General features: G+C 72.9%; 19 protein-coding genes. 14 read left to right on the forward strand and 5 right to left on the reverse strand.

Annotated features, from left to right (window positions below; genetic code table 11):
- Positions 1-77 precede the first annotated feature (77 nt).
- Together E6P78_RS19550 and E6P78_RS19555 are read right to left on the reverse strand one after the other, a co-directional pair.
- Entirely contained in the window at positions 78-1679 is a 1602-nt protein-coding gene (locus E6P78_RS19550) for an MDR family MFS transporter (protein WP_136204905.1), read from the reverse strand.
- Positions 1680-1785: 106 nt separating this feature from the next.
- Positions 1786-2388, reverse strand: coding sequence for a TetR family transcriptional regulator (locus E6P78_RS19555; protein ID WP_136204906.1), 603 nt, complete (start codon positions 2386-2388; stop codon positions 1786-1788).
- Positions 2389-2586: 198 nt separating this feature from the next.
- Here E6P78_RS19555 and E6P78_RS19560 point away from each other — a divergent pair, with 198 nt between their 5' ends.
- On the forward strand, positions 2587-3417 hold the full coding sequence (locus tag E6P78_RS19560; RefSeq protein WP_206307853.1) for an IclR family transcriptional regulator: 831 nt from the start codon (positions 2587-2589) through the stop codon (positions 3415-3417).
- A gap of 103 nt (positions 3418-3520) precedes the next feature.
- Here the strand turns inward: E6P78_RS19560 and E6P78_RS19565 are convergent, their stop codons facing one another.
- Positions 3521-4090, reverse strand: coding sequence for a flavin reductase family protein (locus tag E6P78_RS19565; RefSeq protein WP_136204908.1), 570 nt, complete (start codon positions 4088-4090; stop codon positions 3521-3523).
- Positions 4091-4410: 320 nt separating this feature from the next.
- Between E6P78_RS19565 and E6P78_RS19570 the strand changes: the two genes are divergently transcribed.
- The 7 genes from E6P78_RS19570 to E6P78_RS19600 are packed head-to-tail and all read left to right on the forward strand — an operon-like array spanning position 4411 to position 12207.
- Complete coding sequence (locus E6P78_RS19570; protein ID WP_136204909.1) at positions 4411-5280, forward strand: alpha/beta fold hydrolase; 870 nt, start codon at positions 4411-4413, stop codon at positions 5278-5280.
- Positions 5277-6974, forward strand: a complete 1698-nt coding sequence (locus E6P78_RS19575; RefSeq protein ID WP_136204910.1) for an FAD-binding protein — start codon at positions 5277-5279, stop codon at positions 6972-6974. The genes E6P78_RS19570 and E6P78_RS19575 overlap by 4 nt, the downstream gene beginning before the upstream one ends.
- Positions 6971-8002, forward strand: a complete 1032-nt coding sequence (locus E6P78_RS19580) for a ferredoxin--NADP reductase (RefSeq protein ID WP_136204911.1) — start codon at positions 6971-6973, stop codon at positions 8000-8002. The genes E6P78_RS19575 and E6P78_RS19580 overlap by 4 nt, the downstream gene beginning before the upstream one ends.
- 58 nt (positions 8003-8060) lie before the next feature.
- Positions 8061-8969: an acetaldehyde dehydrogenase (acetylating) gene (locus tag E6P78_RS19585; protein ID WP_136204912.1), complete on the forward strand. Its 909-nt coding sequence runs from the start codon at positions 8061-8063 to the stop codon at positions 8967-8969.
- A gap of 28 nt (positions 8970-8997) precedes the next feature.
- Positions 8998-10053, forward strand: a complete 1056-nt coding sequence (gene dmpG / locus E6P78_RS19590) for a 4-hydroxy-2-oxovalerate aldolase (protein ID WP_136204913.1) — start codon at positions 8998-9000, stop codon at positions 10051-10053.
- 8 nt (positions 10054-10061) lie between these two features.
- The gene (locus E6P78_RS19595; protein WP_136204914.1) at positions 10062-11246 is read left to right on the forward strand and encodes an acyl-CoA dehydrogenase family protein; all 1185 of its coding nucleotides are present in this window, start codon (positions 10062-10064) and stop codon (positions 11244-11246) included.
- Between the two features lie 40 nt (positions 11247-11286).
- Positions 11287-12207, forward strand: a complete 921-nt coding sequence (locus tag E6P78_RS19600) for a VOC family protein (RefSeq protein ID WP_136204915.1) — start codon at positions 11287-11289, stop codon at positions 12205-12207.
- 301 nt (positions 12208-12508) lie between these two features.
- On the opposite strand, the gene E6P78_RS19605 is transcribed toward E6P78_RS19600, so the two are convergent.
- Positions 12509-12754: a ferredoxin gene (locus E6P78_RS19605; RefSeq protein ID WP_168712651.1), complete on the reverse strand. Its 246-nt coding sequence runs from the start codon at positions 12752-12754 to the stop codon at positions 12509-12511.
- Positions 12754-13911, reverse strand: a complete 1158-nt coding sequence (locus E6P78_RS19610; protein ID WP_136204916.1) for a Rieske 2Fe-2S domain-containing protein — start codon at positions 13909-13911, stop codon at positions 12754-12756. Before E6P78_RS19610 ends, E6P78_RS19605 begins: the two co-directional genes overlap by 1 nt.
- A 334-nt stretch (positions 13912-14245) precedes the next feature.
- On the opposite strand from E6P78_RS19610, the gene E6P78_RS19615 reads away from it, so the two are divergent.
- From E6P78_RS19615 to E6P78_RS19640, 6 genes are all read left to right on the forward strand, one after another.
- Positions 14246-15406: a steroid 3-ketoacyl-CoA thiolase gene (locus E6P78_RS19615; RefSeq protein ID WP_136204917.1), complete on the forward strand. Its 1161-nt coding sequence runs from the start codon at positions 14246-14248 to the stop codon at positions 15404-15406.
- Positions 15407-15416: 10 nt separating this feature from the next.
- Positions 15417-17612: an acyl-CoA dehydrogenase gene (locus E6P78_RS19620; RefSeq protein WP_136204918.1), complete on the forward strand. Its 2196-nt coding sequence runs from the start codon at positions 15417-15419 to the stop codon at positions 17610-17612.
- 1 nt (position 17613) lies between these two features.
- Entirely contained in the window at positions 17614-18507 is an 894-nt protein-coding gene (locus tag E6P78_RS19625) for a MaoC/PaaZ C-terminal domain-containing protein (RefSeq protein ID WP_136204919.1), read from the forward strand.
- Positions 18507-19154, forward strand: a complete 648-nt coding sequence (locus E6P78_RS19630; RefSeq protein WP_136204920.1) for a PaaI family thioesterase — start codon at positions 18507-18509, stop codon at positions 19152-19154. Before E6P78_RS19625 ends, E6P78_RS19630 begins: the two co-directional genes overlap by 1 nt.
- Before the next feature lie 13 nt (positions 19155-19167).
- Positions 19168-19929, forward strand: a complete 762-nt coding sequence (locus E6P78_RS19635; RefSeq protein ID WP_136204921.1) for an SDR family oxidoreductase — start codon at positions 19168-19170, stop codon at positions 19927-19929.
- A 299-nt stretch (positions 19930-20228) separates the two neighbouring features.
- Complete coding sequence (locus E6P78_RS19640) at positions 20229-21887, forward strand: AMP-binding protein (protein WP_136204922.1); 1659 nt, start codon at positions 20229-20231, stop codon at positions 21885-21887.
- Positions 21888-21906: the final 19 nt, after the last annotated feature.

The following is a 21906-nucleotide window of genomic DNA, read 5'->3' on the forward strand; positions in this document are numbered from 1 at the left end:
CATGGCAGGTGAGGCGGCCCGCACGCGGTCCGGGGCCCGCCCGCCCCGGCACGGGGGAGGGCGGAACCCGGGGTGGATCAGTGCGTCGGGGCGGCGGCCTTCGCCGCCGCGCTCTCCTCGGCGAGCCGCTCCATGCCGCTCTGCGTCCGCAGCGGCTTCTCCTTGATGAACAGCACCGCGATCAGCGCCAGGAACGCGAAGGGGGCGCCGATCAGGAAGACGTCGGCGGTCGCGACGCCGTAGGCGTGCTCGACCACCTGGCGCGCCGGTTCGGGGAGCGTGCTGAGGTCGGGGACGCCGCTGCCGGCGCCTCCGTTGTCCGCCGCGCCGCCGAAGCCCTTCTTCATCTCCTCGGCCACCCGGTGGGCGAGGACGGCGCCCAGGGCGCTCGTACCGATGGCCCCGCCGAGGCTGCGGAAGAACGACAGCACCGAGGTGGCCGCGCCGAGTTCGGCGGCGGGGACGTCGTTCTGGGCGGCCAGCACGAGGTTCTGCATCAGCATGCCGACACCGACGCCGAGCACCACCATGTACACGCTGAGCAGGCCGAACGAGGAGTCGGCGCCGATCGTGGAGAGCAGGCCCATGCCCGCGGTCATGATGATGCCGCCCGCGATGAGGAAGCCCTTCCACTTGCCCCGGGCGGAGATGATCTGCCCGGCCACGGTCGTGGAGATCATCAGACCGAGGATCATCGGAAGGCTCATCAGGCCGGCGGTGGTCGGGGTCTTGCCCAGCGAGATCTGGAAGTACTGGGAGAGGAACACCGTGCCGCCGAACATGGCCACACCGACCAGCATGCTCGCCACCGTCGTCAGCGCCACGGTGCGGTTGCGGAAGATGTCCAGCGGAATGATCGGTTCCTGGACGCGGGACTCGACCCAGACCGCGGCGGCCAGCAGGACCACACCGGCGGTGACGAGTGCGGCCGTCTGCCAGGAGGCCCAGTCGAAGCGGTTGCCGGCGAGGGTCACCCACAGCAGCAGCGCGCTGACCCCGGTCATGATGAGGACGGCGCCGACGTAGTCGATCTTCACTTCCCGGCGGACCGTCGGCAGTTTCAGGGTCAGTTGGAGCAGCACGATGGCGAGCAGCGCGAACGGCACCCCGATGAAGAAGCACCAGCGCCACCCCAGCCAGGAGGTGTCCACCAGCACACCGCCGATGAGCGGGCCCGCGACCGTACCGACGGCGAAGACGGCGCCGAAGATGCCGGAGTAGCGGCCGAGTTCACGCGGCGGGATGATCGCCGCCATCACGACCTGGGCGAGTGCGGTGAGACCGCCCGCGCCGATGCCCTGCACGACCCGGCTGACGATGAGCAGCCCGACGCTGTGCGAGAAGCCGGCGACGAGCGAGCCGACGATGAACATCGACAGGGAGAGCTGGATGAGCAGCTTCTTGTCGTACAGGTCGGAGAGTTTGCCCCAGATCGGGACCGTCGCCGTCATGGCGAGGAGTTCGGCCGTGACGACCCAGGTGTACGAGGACTGGCTGCCGTTGAGGTCGGCGATGATCCTGGGCAGGGCGTTGGAGACGATGGTGGAGGCCAGGATGGCCACGAACATGCCGGCCATCAGGCCCGACATGGCCTGGAGTATCTGGCCGCGCGTCATGCCTGACGCGGGCCCCTCGGTCGCACCGGCGGCGCCGGTTTCGGGTGTGACGGCAGCGGTCATCGGCCGACGTTCCTCATTCTCTGGTGACTGGCTCCGCGATCAGCGCTTCTGCGCGGAGTGGTGGTGCGGTGGGTGACGTGGGCCCGGCGGGGTGCGCCGGACGCGCTCAGGTCTTCAGGCCGGCGGCCAGCGAGGCGAACGCCTCGCGGTACAGGCCCTGGAAGGTGCGTGTACGGCCCGACGCCACCCAGACCTCGACGGCGGCGCGTACGGCGGCCAGGGCCACATGCGCGAGGAGCCGGGGGTAGAGGTCGGTCTCGGGGTCCTGGCCGAGGCGTTCGGCGACGACGGCGACCATCGCGGTCTCGTCGGCGCCCCGCGCGGCCAGGAAGTTGGGGAGCAGGGCGGGGCTCTTCCTCAGGACCGCCATCTGGAGCTCCCAGCGTTCGTGGTCCTCCTCGATCTGGGCGAGTTCCTGGGCGATCGCCTCGCTGAGGGCTTCCAGCGCCGTCAGGTGCTCCGGGGCGTTGAGCACGGCCCGGCGGGTCCGTTCGGCGTTCTCCTGGCCGGGGCGCGTGATCGCGTCCTCCAGGCACGGGAAGTAGTTGAAGAACGTGCGGACGGAGACGCCGACGGCGTCGGTGACCGCTTCCACGGTCACGTCCTCGAAGCCGCGGTCGGCGGCCATGCACAGGGCCGCACCGGCCAGGGCGTCACGCGTGGCGCGCTTCTTGCGTTCACGCAGCCCCAGGGGCGGGTCGTCGCTCATGAAGGTGCATGCTATGCAATTTTGCAGCCTCCGCAAAATTCCGAACCGGCCGTACGCATCTCTTCACGGCGACCGGGGGCGCTGTTACATTCCGGAAAACAAGAATTCATTTCAGTCTGTGACTGGAGGCTCCCCATGACGGCTGTCCATGATGCTCCTCACGTGCATGTGCCGGTGCGTCGCGAGCTGCCACCGTCGATGGTCGAGCGGGTGACGCTGATCATGGACGTCTTCGAAGGCAGGACGGCCCGGCTGTCCCTGGAGGAGGTGGCCCGGTCCACCCGGCTGCCCCGGTCGACGGCGCACCGGATTCTCGACCAGCTGGTACGGCTTCGCTGGCTGGAACACAACGGACTCGGCTACGGGCTCGGGCGCCGCGCGCTCGGCCTGGGCGGCGGGGACGGCGCGCACAGCAGGATTCGTGAGGCCGCCGCCGCCCGGCTGCACCACCTCCAGATCAAGACCGGCATGGTCGTCCACCTGGCCGTCCTGGACGGGGCCGAGGTGCACTACCTGGACAAGGTCGGCGGGCGCTTCGCCGCGGCCGTCCCCTCCCGCGTCGGTGGCCGGGCACCGGCCCACTCGACCGCGCTCGGCAAGGCCATGCTGGCCTGGCTCGAACCGGAGGACGTCGAGGCCAGGGCCGCCGGGCTGATCGGCCGGCTGACCCAGCGCACCATCGCCGACCTCGGCACCCTGCACCAGGAGCTCAACCGCGTCCGCCGCCGCCACGGCCTCGCCTTCGAGCGCGGCGAGTGCTTCCCGGACATCGCGTGCGTGGCCACCGCAATCCGGGGCCCGGAGGGGCCGGTCGCCGCGATCTCGCTGGTGGGGGACGCCTGGTCGCCCCTGGAGAAGGTGGCGCCGCTGGTCGTGGACGCGGCACGGCAGGTGTCCGCCGAGCTGTTCCCCGAGCGGCAGACCCCGGTCCGGGGCGCGCGGCGGGCGGCGGCCGTACCGGAGGAGACGTGGTCGCCGCAGGCCATGGACAGCCTGCTCGCCGCGGGGCAGTACGGGGACTGGCAGTAGGGCGGGGGCGGGGGCGGGAGCGGGGCGGGTACGTATACGGTCCCGCCGCCGCCGTACGCGTCGGCGCGGCGCCCTCATCCCCGTGCGCGTCGGCCCGGCGCCCTCATCCCCACAGGTCGCCCCACCCCCACGGGCCCGGGGGTGCCGGAGCCGCCGGGCCTCCGATGCCGAAGCCGCCGCGGAAGAAGAGCATCGGCCGGCCCTCGCTCACGGTCTCCAGGGCGAGGACCCGGCCCAGCACCACATCGTGGTCGCCCGCGCCGTGCACGTCGTGCACATCGGCGTGCACCCGCGTGAGGACGCCCGGCAGGGACGGGGTTCCCCAGCGGGAGACCTCCCACTCCAGGCCCTCGTACTTGCGCCCCTTGCCCGACCCGAACCGGCCGCAGAGATCCGTCTGCTCCTCGGCCAGGACGTTCACGGCGAACCGCCCCGCCTCCCTGATCCTCGGCCAGGCGCGCCCCCGGTGGTCGGCGCAGAACAGCACCAGGGCCGGTTCCAGCGAGACGGACGCGAACGACTGGCAGGCGAAGCCGGCCGGGACACCGTCCCGGCCCAGCCCCGTCACCACCGTCACCCCGGAGGCGAAGCTCCCCATCGTGCGCCGCATCCGCAGAGGGGTCGGCTCGGTCTCCTCGCACGCCTCGGGCGCGGACAGGGGCTCTGCGGTCATCGGGTTCACCTCTGGGGGACGGGGGCGGGGCGGTCCGCCCGGGACCGGGCAGGGGGCCGACCCTAGGACCGCCTTCCGGGCCGCCGGGAGCGCGTTCCCGATCAGTGGAACGACGCCCCGGAAGGTGTTCCGGGGGCGGTCGGGGCCCGCCTGACGACGGGCATCCCGCTGACCGAGACGTCCGCCGCGCGGCCCCGTACCCCGTGGTTACCGTCCAGGAACCGTTCACACGGCACCCATGGGCCGCCCGGCGCCGAAGACCGCCCCGGGGCCCTCGGGCCCTTCAGGTCCACCGGACACCGAGCTCGACCGAGGCAGGGATGATGACGGAGCTGAGCCACGACTCCACACTCCGCGAACTCGCCACCGACCAAGGCGTGTTGCGTTACCACGAGGCCGGTGACGGCCCGCCCCTACTCCTGCTGCACGGCTCGGGGCCCGGCGTCACGGGCTGGCGCAACTACCGGCACAACCTCGCGGCGTTCGCCGAGCACTTCCGCTGCCTCGTCCTGGAATTCCCCGGGTTCGGGGTCAGCGACCCGGCCGACGGGCACCCCATGGCGACGGCCGCCTCGGCCGTGACCCGGTTCCTGGACGGGCTCGGGCTCGACCGGGTCGACATCATCGGCAACTCGATGGGCGGCATCATCGGCACCCGGTTCGCCCTCGCACAGCCGGAACGGGTGCGGCGCCTCGTGACGATCGGCGGTATCGGCCGCAACCTCTTCAGCCCCGGGCCCGGCGAGGGCATCAAGCTGCTCTCCGAGTTCACCGACCACCCCACCCGCGAGGGCCTGGTCCGCTGGCTGAACTCCATGGTGTACGACCGGTCGCTGGTGACCGAGGAGCTGATCGCGGAGCGGTGGGCGCAGGCCACCGACCCGGAGACCCTGGCCGCCGCACGCCGCATGTACGGCACCGAGGCGTTCGCCGCCCAGGCCGCCGCGGCTGCCGCGTCGGACGCCGCGCCCTACTGGGCGATGCTCCACCGGCTGCGCGCGAAGACCCTGCTGACCTGGGGCCGCGACGACCGGGTCAGCCCGGTCGACATGGCGGTCCTGCCGATGCGCACCATTCCCGACGCGGAGTTGCACGTGTTCCCCGACTGCGGGCACTGGGTGATGATCGAGCAGAAGGCCGCCTGGGAGAGCACGGTGCTCGCCTTCCTCACCCGTGAGGACGCGGCGTGAGCGCCCCGGCCCAGGGTGCCTGGGACGAGGAGTTCGACTTCGTCGTGGTCGGCAGCGGCGGAGGCGGCATGGCCGCCGCGCTGACGGCGGCCGACAGCGGCCTGTCCACCCTCGTGGTGGAGAAGGGCGCCAAGTACGGCGGCACCACCGCGATCTCCGGCGGCGGCATCTGGATACCGAACAACCCGACGCTGCGGGCCAAGGGCCACGACGACAGCCGGGCCTCCGTACGCCGCTACCTGGACCGGCTCACCGAGGACCGGGTGCCCGGCGCCCGCCTCGACGCCTACATCGACCAGGGGCCGGCCGCGATGGAACTGCTCGGCAGGAGCCGGTGGATGCGGTTCTTCTGGGTCAGGGGATACGCCGACTACCACCCCGAGTACGACGGCGGGCGCCCGCTCGGCCGGTCCGTCGAGGCACTGCCCTTCGACACCCGCAAGCTCGGCGAGGACGAGAAGTACCAGCGGCCCAACAGCCTCAAGGGCCCGCTCGGGCTGTGGATCACCGCCAAGGACTACCGCGACCTCGCCATGGTCAAGCGGACCTGGCGAGGACGCCGGGCCTCCCTGACCGCCGCCTGGCGGGTCTCCTCCAACATGATCCGCCGCCGCCACATGGCCACCGGCGGACGGGCCCTGGTCGCCAGGATGCGCATGGCGCTGAAGGACGCGGGCATCCCCCTCTGGCTGCGCACCCCGATGACCGGACTCGTCACCGAGGGCGGCACGGTCACCGGCATCGTCGTCCAACGGGACGGCAGGACCGTCCGGGTCGGCGCCCGGCACGGAGTGCTCCTGGCCACCGGCGGGTTCGACCACAACCAGGAGATGCGCGAGAAGTACCTCCCCGAGGGCAGCCGCGACGACCACAGCGCCGGCGCCGTCGAGAACGTCGGTGACGGCATCCTCGCCGGCCAGGCACTCGGCGCCGCCCTCGACTTCATGGACGACGCCTGGTGGATGCCGTCCGTGCACCATCCGGCCGGCGCGACCATCCCGCTCGTCTCCGAGCGGTGCATCCCCCCGTCGGTCATCGTCTCCGGGAACGGACACCGCTTCACCAACGAGTCGTCGCCGTACGTGAACTTCGTCCACGACCAGCTCGCCGGCGGGCACGTCCCCGCCTGGTTCGTCATGGACGCCAAGGCCCGCGCCCGCTACCCGTTCGCCCAGATCCTGCCCGGCGTGCCCTTTCCCAAGGCGTTCTACGAGAACGGCACCGTGCACCGTGCCGACACCGTCGCGGAGCTGGCCCGGAAGATCGGCGTGCCGGAGGACGCGCTCACCGCCACCGTCGAACGGTTCAACGGCTTCGCCAGGTCCGGCAAGGACACCGACTTCGGGCGCGGCGACAGCGCGTACGACCGCTACTACGGCGATCCGACGCTGAAGAACCCCAACCTGGACGAGATCGACAAGGCCCCCTACTACGCGGTCCGCATCGAGGTCGGGGACCTCGGCACCAAGGGCGGCCTGGTCTGCGACGAGCACAGCCGGGTGCTGCGCGAGGACGGCACGGCCATCGCCGGCCTGTACGCCACCGGCAACACCTCCGCCTCCGTGATGGCCAACGAGTACGCCGGACCGGGCGCCACCATCGGCCCGTCCATCGTCTTCGGCTACGTCGCCGCCCGGCACGCCGCCACCGCCTCGGCGCCCCGCCCGGCCGGCGCCCCCGGAGGCACGCCATGAGCCCGGCCCCGCTGACCGTGCGCGTCGTGGAGGTGATCCGGGAGACGGCCGACGCCCACTCCCTGGTCCTGGAACCGGCGGACGAGCACCGAGACGCGTTCGCCTACGCGCCGGGCCAGTTCCTCACCGTACGGGTGCCGTCCGAACGCCCCGGGGGAGCCGCCCGCTGCTACTCCCTGTGCAGCTCCCCGGTGCGCGACCGGCATTTGAAGGTCACCGTCAAACGCACCGCCGGGGGCTACGCCTCCCACTGGATCTGCGACCACGTCACCGCGGGCGACACCCTGGAGGTGCTGCGGCCCGCCGGCACCTTCACGCCCGACTCGCTCGACACCGACTTCCTGCTGCTCGCGGCGGGCAGCGGCATCACCCCGGTGATGTCGATCCTCACATCCGCCCTGTACGCGGGGACCGGCCACGTCACCCTGGTCTACGCCAACCGCGACGAGCGGTCCGTCATCTTCCGCGACGAACTGACCCGCATGGCAGGGGAGTTCGGTGACCGGCTCACGGTGCTGCACTGGCTGGAGTCCGTCCAGGGCCGGCCCACCGCATCCGGTCTGCGGTCACTGGCCGGTCCGTACGCCGGACGGCCCGCCTTCGTCTGCGGGCCCGGCCCCTTCATGGACCTGGCCACCGGCGCGCTCACCGACCTGGGCGTGCCGGCCCGGATGATCACCGTGGAGCGGTTCACCTCCCTGTCCGGCGACCCATTCGCGCAGCGCACACCCGCACCGCAGCCCTCCGGGCCCGTCAGCACCGCCGAGGTGGAGCTGGACGGGAAGCGCCGCACCGTCGAATGGCCGCAGGACACGCCGCTGCTGGACGTGCTGCTGGCGGCCGGCCTGGACGCCCCGTACTCCTGCCGCGAGGGCAGTTGCAGCGCCTGCGCCTGCGTCCTCGTCAAGGGCGAGGTGGCCATGGAGCGCAACGACGTCCTGGACGCGCGGGACCTCGCGGACGGGCTGATCCTCGCCTGTCAGGCCCGCCCGGTCAGCGACCGGCTGCACATCACCTACGACGGCTGATCACCGCACACCCCCTGCCCGCCCCCCGTACCCACTCGACCCGGATGAGGTTCGAACCGTGACCAAGGCGACCGCCGCGATCGTCGGATCAGGCAACATCGGCACCGACCTGATGTACAAACTCCTGCGCTCGCAGACCATCGAGCCGCGCTGGATGATCGGCATCGACGCAGAGAGCCCCGGCCTCAAGCGCGCAGCCGACCACGGCCTGCACGCGAGCGCCGACGGCATCGACGCCCTGCTGGACGGCCAGGAGCGCCCCGACCTGGTCTTCGAGGCCACGTCCGCGTACGTCCACCGGGCCAACGCGCCCAAGTACGCCGCGCTCGGCATCCAGGCCATCGACCTGACGCCCGCCGCGATCGGCCCGGCGGTCGTGCCCGCCGTCAACCTCGGCGACCACCTCGACGCGCCGAACGTCTCCCTCATCACCTGCGGGGGACAGGCCACCATCCCGATCGTGCACGCCGTCTCCCGGATCACCGACGTCCCGTACGCGGAGATCGTCGCGAGCGTCGCCTCCCCGTCCGCCGGGCCCGGAACACGTGCCAACATCGACGAGTTCACCCTCACCACGGGCCGGGGCATCGAGACGATCGGCGGAGCCGCCAAGGGCAAGGCCATCATCATCCTCAACCCGGCCGAGCCGCCGATGCTGATGCAGGACACCGTCTTCTGCGCCGTCCCCGCCGACGTCGACCGGGACGCCGTCACCGCCTCCGTCCACGAGACGGTCGCCCGCGTCGCCGCGTACGTACCCGGCTACCGGCTGCGCGCCGAGCCGCAGTTCGACGGGCCCACCGCGGTCAGCGGCGGCCTCGCCCGGGTCGCCGTCCTCATCGAGGTGGAGGGCGCGGGCGACTTCCTGCCGCCGTACTCCGGGAACCTCGACATCATGACCGCCGCCGCCACCCGGGTCGGCGAGGGCTTCGCCCAGCGGATCTCCGCCCGCCGCGCCGGTGCCTGACCCCCGCTCACCGAGGAGTACACGCGTCATGCCCTACAGCCCCGACCCGGACATCCGTGTCACCGACTCGTCCCTGAGGGACGGCTCGCACGCCAAGCAGCACCAGTTCACCGTCGACCACGTCACCTCCATCGTCGCCGCCCTGGACGACGCGGGCGTACCCGTCATCGAGGTCACCCACGGCGACGGCCTCGGCGGGTCCTCCTTCAACTACGGCTTCAGCCACACCCCCGAGCAGGAACTCATCAAGGCCGCGGTGAAGACCGCGCGCCGGGCGAGGATCGCCTTCCTGATGCTGCCCGGCCTCGGCCTCCAGGACGACATCCGCGAGGCCGCCGACAACGGCGCCGCGATCTGCCGCATCGCCACCCACTGCACCGAGGCCGACATCTCCGTCCAGCACTTCGGTCTGGCCCGCGAACTCGGCCTGGAGACCGTCGGGTTCCTGATGATGTCGCACAGCAGCCCGCCCGAGGCCCTGGCCCGCCAGGCGCGCATCATGGCCGACGCCGGCTGCCAGTGCGTGTACGTGGTCGACTCCGCGGGCGCCCTCGTCATGGAGGAGACCAGCGACCGCATCGCCGCCCTCGTCGCCGAACTCGGCACCGACGCCCAGGTCGGCTTCCACGGGCACGAGAACCTGGGCCTCGGCGTGGCCAACTCGGTCCTCGCGGTACGTGCCGGAGCCACCCAGATCGACGGCTCGACCCGACGGTTCGGCGCGGGCGCCGGCAACACGCCCGTCGAGGGGTTCGCCGCCGTCGCGGAGAAGCTGGGCATCCGTACCGGCATCGACGTACTGAAGATCATCGACGCGGCCGAGGACGTGGTCCGGCCCGTCATGGACGGCGAGTGCCTGCTCGACCGCCTCTCCCTGACGATGGGCTACGCCGGGGTCTACTCCAGCTTCCTGAAGCACGCCGCCTGGCAGGCGGCCACCTACCAGGTGTCCGGCGCCGAGATCCTGATGGAGGCGGGCCGCCGCAAGCTCGTCGGCGGCCAGGAGGACCAGCTCATCGAGATCGCGGTCGCCCTCGCGGCGAAGAACCGGCCGGCCGCCGCCGAACACTCTTCCGGAAAGTGAGAACAGCCATGTCCAATCCGGTACTCGAAGCCGTAGAGCAGCGCGCCGACGAGATCCGCGCGCTCGGCCCCGCCAACGAGGCGCTCGGCAGGCTGGACGACCAGGCGGCGAAGATCCTGCGGGACGTCGGCGCGATCCGCATGCTCCAGCCGAAGACGTACGGCGGCCTCGAACTGCACCCGCGCGAGTTCGCCGAGACCGTCATGAGGATCGCCTCCTGCGACGGCGCGACCGGCTGGGTCGCCGGGGTCGTCGGCGTCCACCCGTGGGAGATGGCGATGGCCGACCCCCGCGTGCAGGAGGAGATCTGGGGCGAGGACCCCGACACCTGGATCGCGTCCCCCTACGCACCGATGGGCCTGCTCAGGCCCGTCGACGGCGGCTACGTCTTCAACGGCCGCTGGCAGTTCTCCTCCGGCACCGACCACTGCCGGTGGATCTTCCTCGGCGGCTTCCTCGCCGACGCCGAGGGCAACCGGCTCAGCCCTCCGCAGTCCGTGCACGTCATCCTGCCGCGCGCCGACTACGAGATCGTGGACGACTCCTGGGACGTGGTCGGGCTGCGCGGCACCGGCAGCAAGGACGTCGTCGTCAAGGACGCCTTCGTGCCCGCCCACCGCGTCATCGAGTACGCCAAGGTGGTCGACGGCTCCCTGGCCGCCGAGTCCGGGCTGACCAACCCCGCCTACCGGCTGCCCTTCTCGGCCGCCTTCCCGCTCGGCATCACCGCCGCAGTGATCGGCATCTGCGAAGGCGCCCTCGCCCACCACCTCGACTACCAGCGCACCCGGGTCCAGATCACCGGCCAGGCCGTGCGGGACGACCCGTACGTCCTCTACGCCATCAGCGACGCGGCGGCCGAGATCGCGGCCTCCCGCTCGGCGCTGCTGGACAACGTCTGCCAGATGTACGACGCCGTCGCGGCCGGCCAGGAGATCAGCTTCGAACGGCGCGCCGTCGGCCGGCGAACCCAGGCCGCCGCCGCCTGGCGGGCGGTCCGCGCGGTGGACGAGATCGTCGCCCGCTCCGGAGGCAACGCGATGCGCCTGGACAACCCGATCCAGCGGTTCTGGCGCGACGCGCACACGGGGCTCGCGCACGCCATCCATGTGCCCGGCTCGGTCTTCCACGCCTCGGCCCTCACCGAGATCGGCGTCGAGCCGCCGCAAGGGCCGATGCGCTCGATGATCTGAGGTTCCGGCCCGCAGCACGCCCGTTCAGAGAGGAAGACCCATGACACAGATCCGAGGACTCGGGTATCTCCGGGTCCAGTCCCGTGACATCGACCGCTGGCGCGAACTCGCCGTAGACGCCCTCGGCTTCGCCGTGGGCTCCGGACCCGACCCGGACGGCCTGTACCTGCGCATGGACGAACGCCGCTCCCGGCTCGTCGTCCTGCCCGGCGACACCGACCGGGTGCTGTCCGTCGGCTGGGAGGTGCGCGACCGGTTCGCGCTCGCCGCCGTCGGCCGCGCCGTCGAGGCCTCCGGTACGGCGGTCAAGCCGCTCGACCGGGAGGAGGCCGACGACCGGGGCGTGGAGGAGGCCATCACCTTCGCCGACCCCGCCGGGGTGACCGTCGAGGTGTTCCACGCCCCGATCCTCGACCACAGCCCCGTCCTGACCGGGCTCGGCCAGCGGTTCGTCACCGGCGCGCAGGGCATGGGCCACATCGTCCTGCCCACCACCAGCGCGGACGAGACGATCGCCTTCTACACCGAGGTGCTCGGCTTCCTGCCGCGCGGCGCGATGCGTCTCGGCGGCGGTTCGTCGTCCCGCCGGGTCCGCTTCATGGGCGTCAACCAGCGCCACCACAGCCTCGCCGTCTGCCCCGCCCCGCACGGCGAGGCGCCCGGCCTCGTCCATCTGATGGTCGAGGCGGACACCCTGGACGCGGTCGGCCGCGCCCTCGACAACGTCGCCGAGCACGGCTTCTCGCTGTCCTCCACGCTGGGCCGGCACACCAACGACAAGATGGTGTCGTTCTACGTGCGTGCCCCCGGCGGCTGGGACATCGAGTACGGCTGCGAGGGCATGCTCGTGGACGAACGGCACTACACCGCCGAGGAGATCACCGCCGACAGCTACTGGGGCCACGACTGGTCCGGCTCCGAACCACTGGCCGCCTTCACCCCGCCCGGCCCGGCCGCCTGAGCGGTGCCCGGCCGCGCGGCGGACCCGCCGCGCGGCAGCGGGTGGCGGCGGGCGTCGTCGGTGCGGGGCCCGCCGACGAGCCGCCGGCCGGGGCCGTGGCCGTACGCCCGGCCGTGGCGGCACCGCGGGAGCGCGATGCCCTGGTGGCCCGGCACCGGGTCCAGGAGAGCTCGGTGCACCGCCTATGCCGCCCAACTCGCCCTCGGCGCGCCCGAGCCGCTGTCGGCCGATGTGACGCTGGACGCGGGGATACTCCGCCTGCTCCGCGCCTGGGAGCCGGCGGAGTATCCCCGCGCCGCCGTCAGCTGTCCACGACCTCGATCGCGCCGTACAGCGCCGCCTCGCGGATCGTCTCGCGCAGCGCGCCGCAGCCCTCGAAGGCCGTGGCCGCCGTATCGCGTTCCGCGCAGGCGGCCATGGCCGGGGCGTCCCACTGCACGCTCGTCTGCTGCCAGCTGCTCTTGCGCACCAGGACCCGCGCGGCGCACCGCTCACAGGCCAGCGGTCGCATCGGGGTGCCGTCGGCGAGCCGGTTGTCGACGCGCATCAGGCCGGCCCTCCCGCGGCGGCGGCCCTGCGGGCGAGGTTCGCCTCGACCTCCTTCTGCCACGCCTCGACGGGCCGGGTGGTGTCCAGCTCGAACTCGAAGCGGTCGGTCATCTCCGGACGCACATCGGCGACGTCCACGTAGAACTGCTCGTACCAGCGGCGCAGCTGGTAGACCGGGCCGTCCTCCTCGCAGAGCAGCGGGTTGTCGATGCGCGCCTTGTTCTTCCAGATCTCGATGTCCTGCTCGAACCCGAGCTTGATGAACTGCGCCATTCCGGATGCGAGTTGGTCGGCCGCCTCGCCCTGCATGGCGGGTGAGCGCTGCACGGTGATCCCGTACTGGAGGACGAACCGGTTCGCGTCGACGGGGTAGTGGCAGTTGATCAGGACGCAGTCCACGTCACCGGTCTCGTAGTGGTACGTGAGGTCGTCGATCATGAACGACGGGCCGTGGTACGAGGCGACCGAGGTGCTGCCGATCGTCTTCTGCCGCTTGCCGTCCTCCTGGGGGCGGGCGTCGGGGCGGCCGGTGGCGCGCATGCGCTGGGTGGCGGTGTGCCCCTCGAAGACGTTCTTGAAGTACGTCGGGAAGGAGTAGTGGACGTAGAAGAAGTGGGCCATGTCCACCACGTTGTCCACGACTTCGCGGCAGTTGGCGTCGACGACGGTCTCGTACCAGAGCCAGTCGGTCCACTCCTGGCTCGTCGCGCCCTCGATGCGGGGGATGCGCACGTCGTCGGGGGGCGGGTTGCCCTCCGGGTCGTTCCAGACGAAGAGCATCCCGTCCTGGTCCAGGGTCCGCCAGGCCGCCGTGCGGGCCCGCAGCGGCACCCGCTTGGAGTACGGGATCTGCTTGCAGCGGCCGTCGCCGCCCCAGCGCCAGTCGTGGAACGGGCAGGCGACCTCGTCGCCCTTGACGGTGCCCTGCGAGAGGTCGCCGCCCATGTGGCGGCAGTGGGCATCCAGGACGTTGAGGGTGCCGTCGCCCGCCTGGAACACCACGAGCTTCTGCCCGAAGGCCCGCACCGCGTGCGGCTTGCCGTCCTTGTACTTCTCCGACAGGCCCAGGCAGTGCCAGCCGCGTGCGAAACGGGTGGGTGCCGCCGTGGCCTCGATGGCCCTGACGTCGTCGTGTGCCGACTCGACTGCGCTCACGTTGCTCTCATCCCCTTCGAGGACCCTTGGTCTCCAGGTTCCGGACGCTAGGCCCGGAGTCCGGCGCGCGGGCGGGGAGTCCCACTGACCGGTACCCGGTGCCGGAGGCCCGCCGGCGGCCCGTCCCGGTCGGTGGGACCGGGCCCGCGCCCCGGCACCGGCCGCGCCTACAGTCCGCCGCCCTGTCCGACGGCAGATCGCACATCTGACGCCGGGGCCCAAGCGGGCCCGGCCACTGAGCGGGACTGCCCCTTGCCAGTTTCGAGAATGAATTCTAGTTTTCAATCCCCAGTGTCCCCGGCCCCCCACGGGCCCCTCACACCTACGGAGAGCCATGACCGAGGCCGTCATCGTCGAAGCCGCGCGCACACCGGTCGGCCGGCGCCGCGGCGTCCTGGCCGGGCTCCACCCGGCGCAGCTCCTCGGGCTCGCCCAGAAGGGCCTGGTGGAGCGCGCCGGCGTCGCACCGGACACCGTCGAACAGGTCGTCGGCGGCTGCGTCACCCAGGCCGGTGAGCAGTCCAACAACGTCACCCGCAACGCCTGGCTGCACACCGGACTCCCGCAGACCACCGCCTGCACCACCATCGACTGCGCCTGCGGCTCCTCCCAGCAGGCCGTCCACCTCGTCGCGGGCCTCATCGCCTCCGGCGCCATCGAGACGGGCATCGGCTGCGGCGTCGAGTCCATGAGCCGCGTCTTCCTCGGCGCCGCGCTCACCCCCGACAACGGCTCCCCGGTCCCGGAGAGCTGGACCCTGGACATGCCCGACCAGTTCACGGCCGCCGAACGCATCGCCCGCAACCGGGGCATCACCAGGGCCGACGCCGACGCCCTGGGCCTCGCCTCCCAGCAGAAGGCCGCCCGCGCCTGGGCCGAAGGACGCTTCGACGGGCAGATCATCGAGATCCAGGCACCCGCCCTCGGCCCCGAAGGCGCAACCGGCGCGACCGTGTCCGTCACCCGCGACCAGGGGCTGCGCGACACCACCCCCGAGGCCCTGGCCGCGCTCCGACCGGTCCTGCCCGACGGCATCCACACCGCGGGGAACTCCTCGCAGATCAGCGACGGCGCCGCCGCCGTCCTCCTGATGAGCCGGGAACGCGCCGCCCGCGAAGGGCTGCGCCCGCGCGCCCGGATCGTCGCCTCCGCCATGGTCGGCTCCGACCCGTACTACCACCTCGACGGCCCCATCGCCGCGACCGAACGGGTCCTGCGCACCGCCGGCATGACGCTCGCCGACATCGACCTCGTCGAGATCAACGAGGCGTTCGCCTCCGTCGTCCTGTCCTGGGCCCAGGTCCACAAGGCCGACCTGGACAAGGTCAACGTCAACGGCGGCGCCATCGCGCTCGGACACGCCGTCGGCTCCACCGGTGCCCGGCTGATCACCCAGGCCCTGCACGAACTGGAGCGCACGGGCAAGTCCACCGCGCTGGTCACCATGTGCGCCGGCGGCGCGCACGCGACCGCCACCGTCATCGAACGCATCTGAGGGGCGCGCCATGACCATCGGACTCACCGAGGAGCACCTCGACCTGCGCGACGCCGTGCGCGCCTTCGCCACCCGCCACATCACCGAGGACACCCTCCGGGCCGCGGCCGACGCCGACAAGGAGACCCTGCCCGCCCACTGGAGCGGCCTCGCCGCACAGGGCCTGCTCGGGCTGCACCTGCCCGAGGAGGACGGCGGCGCCGGCTACGGGCTCGTCGAACTCGCCGTCGTCACCGAGGAACTGGGCCGCGCCACCGCCCCCGGGCCCTTCCTGCCGACGACCCTCGCATCGGCCGTCCTGCACGCCGCCGGACACCGCACCCACCTCGCCCCGCTCGCCGCCGGCACCACGCTCGGCGCGGTCGGGCTCGACGCCGGCACCCTCGCCCTGGCCCGCGCCGCCGACGGCACGGTCACGGTCACCGGCACCTCGGGGCTCGTCGTCGGCGGCCACCTCGCCGACGTGTTCGTCCTGCCCGTCTCCGACGGCACCACCACCACCTGGCTGGTCCTGCCCCGGGCCGCCGTCGACACCGCCGACGTCCGCAGCCACGACCTGACCCGCCGCTCGTCCCGCGTCACCGTGCGGTCCGTGCCCGTCCCGGCCGCCGACCTGCTCGAGCTCGACCCGCAGACGCCCCGCGACCTCGCCGCGACCCTGTGCGCCGCCGAGGCCGCCGGCCTCGCGGACCACTGCGTCACCACCGCCGCCGCCTACGCCCGGGTCCGTGAACAGTTCGGCCACCCCATCGGCCTCTTCCAGGGCGTCAAACACCGCTGCGCCCGCATGCTCGCCCAGGCCGAACAGGCCCGCGCCTGCGCCTGGGACGCCGCCCGCGCGGCCGGCCCCGGCGGCGCGGACGACCCCCGCGAGGGATCGCTGGCCGCCGCCGTCGCCGCGGCGGTCGCCGTCGACGCCGCCTTCGACGTGGCGAAGGACTGCATCCAGGTGCTCGGCGGCATCGGCTTCACCTGGGAGCACGAGGCGCACCTCGCACTGCGCCGGTCCCAGACCCTGCGCATCACGCTCGGCCCGTCCGCCGCCTGGCGCCGCCGCGTCGCCGCCCTCGTCCTGGACGGGGTCCGCCGCAGGCTCGGCGTGGAGCTGCCGCCGGAGGCCGAGGCCGAACGCGAGGGCATCCGCACCGAACTCCGGGCGGCCGAGGCGCTGGAGGGCAAGGAGCGTACTGACCACCTCGCCTCCCACGGCTACACCGCGCCCCATCTGCCGGCGCCCTGGGGCAAGGGGGCGGGCCCGGTGACGCAGCTGGTCATCGCCGAGGAACTGGCGGCCGCCGGACTCACCCCGGTCGACATGATCATCGGCGGCTGGGTGGTGCCCACCCTCATCGCCCACGGCGACCCGGCCCAGCAGGAGCGGTTCCTCGCCCCGAGCCTGCGCGGCGACCTCGTGTGGTGCCAGCTGTTCAGCGAACCGGGCGCCGGCTCCGACCTGGCCGGGCTCACCACCCGCGCCGAGAAGGTGGACGGCGGCTGGCGCGTCACCGGGCAGAAGGTGTGGACCTCCATGGCCCTCGACGCCCACTGGGGCGTCCTGCTCGCCCGTACCGACACCGACGTGCCCAAGCACAAGGGGATCTCCTACTTCCTCCTCGACATGACGAGCCCCGGCATCGACATCCGGCCGCTGCGGCAGATCACCGGCGAGGCCGAGTTCAACGAGGTCTTCCTCGACGGGGTGTTCATCCCCGACGACCTGCTCGTCGCCTCCCCGGGCGACGGCTGGAAGCTCGCCCGGACCACCCTCGCCAACGAACGCGTCGCCCTGTCCCACGACTCGGTCGGCTCCGGCGCCGAAGCGCTTCTGGAGACCGCCGCCGCCTCGGACGGCCTCGACGACGAACGGCTCACCACGCTCGGCGGCCACCTCTGCGACGCGCAGACCGGCGCCGTCCTCGCCCTGCGCACCACCCTGCGCAGCGTCTCCGGGCAGCAGCCGGGGGCCGAGGCGTCCGTCGCCAAACTGCTCGGCGTCGAACACCAGCAGCGGGTCTGGGAGACCTGCATGGACTGGCAGGGCACCGCATCCCTCAGCGGCGAGGGCGAACGCCACGACGCCACCTGGATGTTCCTCAACTCGCGCTGCCTGTCCATCGCGGGCGGTACGACGGAGGTCCAGCTGAACATCATCGGCGAGCGCATGCTCGGCCTGCCCCGCGACCCCGAGCCCACCCGGAAAGGCTGACATGCCCGTCGACCGCGACAAGGCGCTGACCGCGGACCCCGCCGTCCGCGAGATCCACTGGACCACCCGTGACGTCCTCCTCTACCACCTGAGCCTCGGCGCCGGCGCCGACCCGGCCACCGGCCCCGAGCTCCACCTGACCTACGAGAACGGCCTCACCGTGCTGCCGACCTTCGCCGTGGTGGCCGGCTCCGGGATCTCCGCCGGCGAGGCGGAACCACCCGGCTTCCACCTGCCCGGCATCGACATCGACCTGCGCGCAGTCCTGCACGCAGGCCAGGGGCTCCGGGTCCACCGGCCGCTGCCCGCCTCCGGCACCGCGACGCTCACCTCGCGCGTGGCCGAGGTCTGGGACAAGGGCAAGGCGGCCCTCATCGTCCTGGAGACCGCCGCGACCGGCCCCGCTGACGAACCGCTGTGGACGTCCACCACGCGGGTCTGGGCGCGCGGCGAGGGCGGCTTCAGCCAGGACCCCGGCCCCGAGGAGGAGCGGGTGACACCCCCGAACCGCCCGGCCGACGCCGTCGTCACCTCCACCACCACACCCCAGCAGGCCCTGTGGTACCGGCTCAACGGCGACCTCAACCCCCTGCACGCCGACCCGGAGTTCGCCCGCTCGGCCGGGCTCGACCGGCCGATCCTGCACGGCCTCGCCTCGTACGGCATGGTCTGCAAGGCCCTCGTCGACGGCGTCCTGGACGGAGACCCCGCCCGGCTCACCGGCCTCGCCGTGCGCTTCTCCGGCCCCCTCGTCCCCGGCGAGTCCCTCACCACCTCCGTATGGCGCGAGGGCCCGTCCGCCGACGGCACCGAACGGCTCGTGCTGCACGCGTCCTGCCCCGAACGAGACGGCGTGCCCGTGCTCACCCACGCGACGGCGACGGTGACCGCGTGATGAGCGACAGCCCGGCGCGGCCCACCGCGCCCACCGAAGGTCCCCGACTGGTCGCCGAACCCCACAAGGACGGCGTCGACGCCGCCGTGGCGGCGGCCCGCCGGGTGATCGACGCCCTGCTGCACGCCGGGGACGGGACCGGCGCCGACATGGAGGAGATCGCCGGCCGGCTCGACGCCGTCGCGGACGGGCTCACCGAGCGGGCACCCGCCCTGAGCCGGCGCCTCGCCGAGATGTGGCGCGGCGAGGGCGTCACCCGGCACGACCCCGTCACCGGTCCGGAGAACGCCCTCGCGCCCCCGCTCAGCCTGCGCGGCCTGGACGACGGCTCCGTCGAAGGCGTCGTCACGCTCGGCCTGCCCTACCAGGGCCCGCCCGGCCATGTGCACGGCGGCATATCGGCGCTCCTCCTCGACCACACGCTGGGGGTCGCCAACCACTGGGGCGGCACCTCCGGGATGACCGCCGAACTGACCCTGCGCTATCTGCGGCCCACCCCGCTGTTCGAGCCGCTGGCCGTCACCGGGCGGCAGGTCTCGGTGGACGGCCGGCGCATCCGCACGGTCGGCGAGATCACCGCCGGCGGCAGCGCCTGCGTCACCGCCGAGGGGCTGTTCATCGCCAAGCACCTGCCCAGGCCGAGCTGAGGGGGCGGGAACGATGGGACACCTCGACGGCAAGGTAGCGGTCGTCACCGGGGCCGGCCAGGGCGTCGGGCAGGGCATCGCCCTCGCCCTCGCCGCCGACGGAGCCTCGGTCGCCGTCCTCGGACGGACCGCGGGCAAGCTGGACACGACCTGCGCGCTGCTGCGCGAACGCGGGGCGACGGCCGAACCCTTCGTGCTCGACGTCCTCGACACCGAACGCCTCCCCGCCGCGGTCGATGCCGTGGCCGAGCGCTTCGGCCGGATCGACATCCTCGTCAACAACGCCTACACCGGCTGCTACGGCCCGCTCCTGTCACTGAGCGACGAACAGTTCCGGCGGGGCTTCGACAGCGGACCGTTCGCGGCGTTCGCCCTGATGAAGGCCGCGCACCCGCACCTGAAACGCGACGGCGGCGGCACGATCGTCAACCTCGTCACCTCCGCCATGGTCCGCTGGGACCTGAGCACGTACGGGGCGTACGCGGCCGCCAAGTCCGCGCTCCGCTCCCTGACCCGGGCCGCCGCCAACGAGTGGGGCCGCGACGGAATCCGGGTCAACGCCATCGCCCCGCACGCCACCTCACCCGCCTACGCGGGCTGGCAGGAGGCCCATCCCGAGGAGGCCGCCGAGTTCTGCGCGTCCATCCCGCTGGGATACGTGGGCGACTGCGAGCAGGACATCGGCCGGGCCGTGGCGATGCTGTGCGGCCCGGGCGCCCGCTATCTGACGGGCGCCACGATCCCGCTCGACGGCGGCCAGGCCAACTTCGGCTGACCCGGGGCCCGGACCGTCTCCCGGTCAGCGGGACCGCCCCCGCGAGGCCGCCCCGGCCGCGGCTAGCGTCGCCACCGGCGCGGCGCGGACCGGGGTCCGGCCGACGGGCGGGCAGACCGCCGCCCGGAGGCGCCGGACCGGCCAGCGGACCCCCGCCGCACGCCCGGCCCGCGCCTCCGGGACCACCCGGCCCGCGCCCCGCGCCCCTTCCGGCGCCACCACCGCACGACACCCCGCGCGCCCCGCGCCCCGTCCGCGTACCAACGGCAGACCCGTCCACCGGGTGAGAGGGACCGACATTGCCACACGAGACGATCGCCGACCTGCTGCTCGCCCGGGCCGGGGACGACCACCCGGGCCTGCTGACCCGTGAGCGGTCCTGGACCTGGGACGAGGTGGTCCAGGAGAGCGCGGCCCGGGCCGCCCTGGCCCGGGAACTGCGCACCGACGGGCCCTTCCACATCGGCGTACTCCTGGACAACGTGCCCGAGTACGTCTTCTGGCTGGGCGCCGCCGCGCTGGCCGGCGCGGCCGTCGTCGGAATCAACCCGACCCGGCGCGGCGCCGAACTGGAGCGGGAGGTACGGCACACCGACTGCGCGATGATCGTCACCGACCGGGCGGGCCTCGCCCTGCTGGACGGGCTCGACGTCGGCGTGGACCGCGACCGGTACCTCGTGGTCGACGCTCCGGAGTACCGGGAGCGCCCCGCCCCGCCCGTCCACCGGCCCGTGACCGCCGCACCCGGTGCCACCGCCACCACGCCGATGCTGCTGCTGCTCACCTCGGGCACCACCGGCACCTCCAAGGCGGCGATCTGCTCGCAGGGCAGGCTCGCCGCGCTGGGCGCCGCCAACAGTGCCAAGTACGACATCACCCGTGCGGACACCTGCTACTGCCCGATGCCGCTGTTCCACGGCAACGCGCTGATGGCGCTGTGGGCCCCCGCCCTCAGCGCCGGCGCCACCATCGCCCTCACGCCGAAGTTCTCCGCCTCCGGATTCCTCCCCGACGTCCGCCACTTCGGGGCCACCTTCTTCACGTACGTCGGCAAGGCCATCGGCTACATCCTGGCCCGCCCCGAGACCGCCGAGGACGCCGACAACCGACTCACCCACGCGTTCGGCACCGAGGCGTCCCCCGAGGACGCGACCCGCTTCCTGGACCGCTTCGGCTGCCGCCTGGTCGAGGGCTACGGCTCCAGCGAGGGCGCCGGCATGCTCAAGCGGGTCCCCGAAGCGCCCACGGGCGCGCTCGGCATGCCCGCCCGGCCCGGCGTCCGCATCGTCCACCCCGCCACCCGGGAGACCTGCCCGCCCGCCGTGCTCGACTCCTACGGCCGGGTGCGCAACCCGGAGGAGGCCATCGGCGAGATCGTGGACACCGAGGGCGCCGCCCGCTTCGAGGGCTACTACAACAACGAGGCGGCCAACGCCGAACGCGTCCGGCACGGCTGGTACTGGACCGGCGACCTCGGTTACGTGGACGAGGCCGGCTACTTCTACTTCGCCGGCCGCTCCGGCGACTGGATACGCGTCGACGGCGAGAACACCTCCGCCCTGCTCACCGAACGCGTCCTGCGCAGGCACCGGGACGTGGTGGCCGCCGGAGTCTTCGGCGTGCCCGACCCGCGCTCCGGCGACCAGGTCATGGCCGCCCTCGAACTCCCCGGCCACACCCGCTTCGAGGACCTGGACCTGCCCGGCTTCCTGTCCGGCCAGGAGGACCTGGGCAGCAAGGGCGTACCCCGGTTCGTCCGCGTCTCGCACGCCCTGCCCACCACCGGCTCCAACAAGCTCCGCAAGAAGGAGATGCAACTGGAGGGCTGGCGCACCGACGACCCGGTGTACCGCTGGGCGGGCCGCGGCCGGCCCGCGTACGAGCTGATGACCGACGACGACAAGGCCGCGCTGCGCGGCGAGTTCCTGGCCAACGGGCGCGGGCGCTTCCTGCCCTGACCCGCCCGAACCCCTGCCG

The organism is Streptomyces sp. A0958 (assembly GCF_004795035.1).
GTDB lineage: Bacteria > Actinomycetota > Actinomycetes > Streptomycetales > Streptomycetaceae > Streptomyces.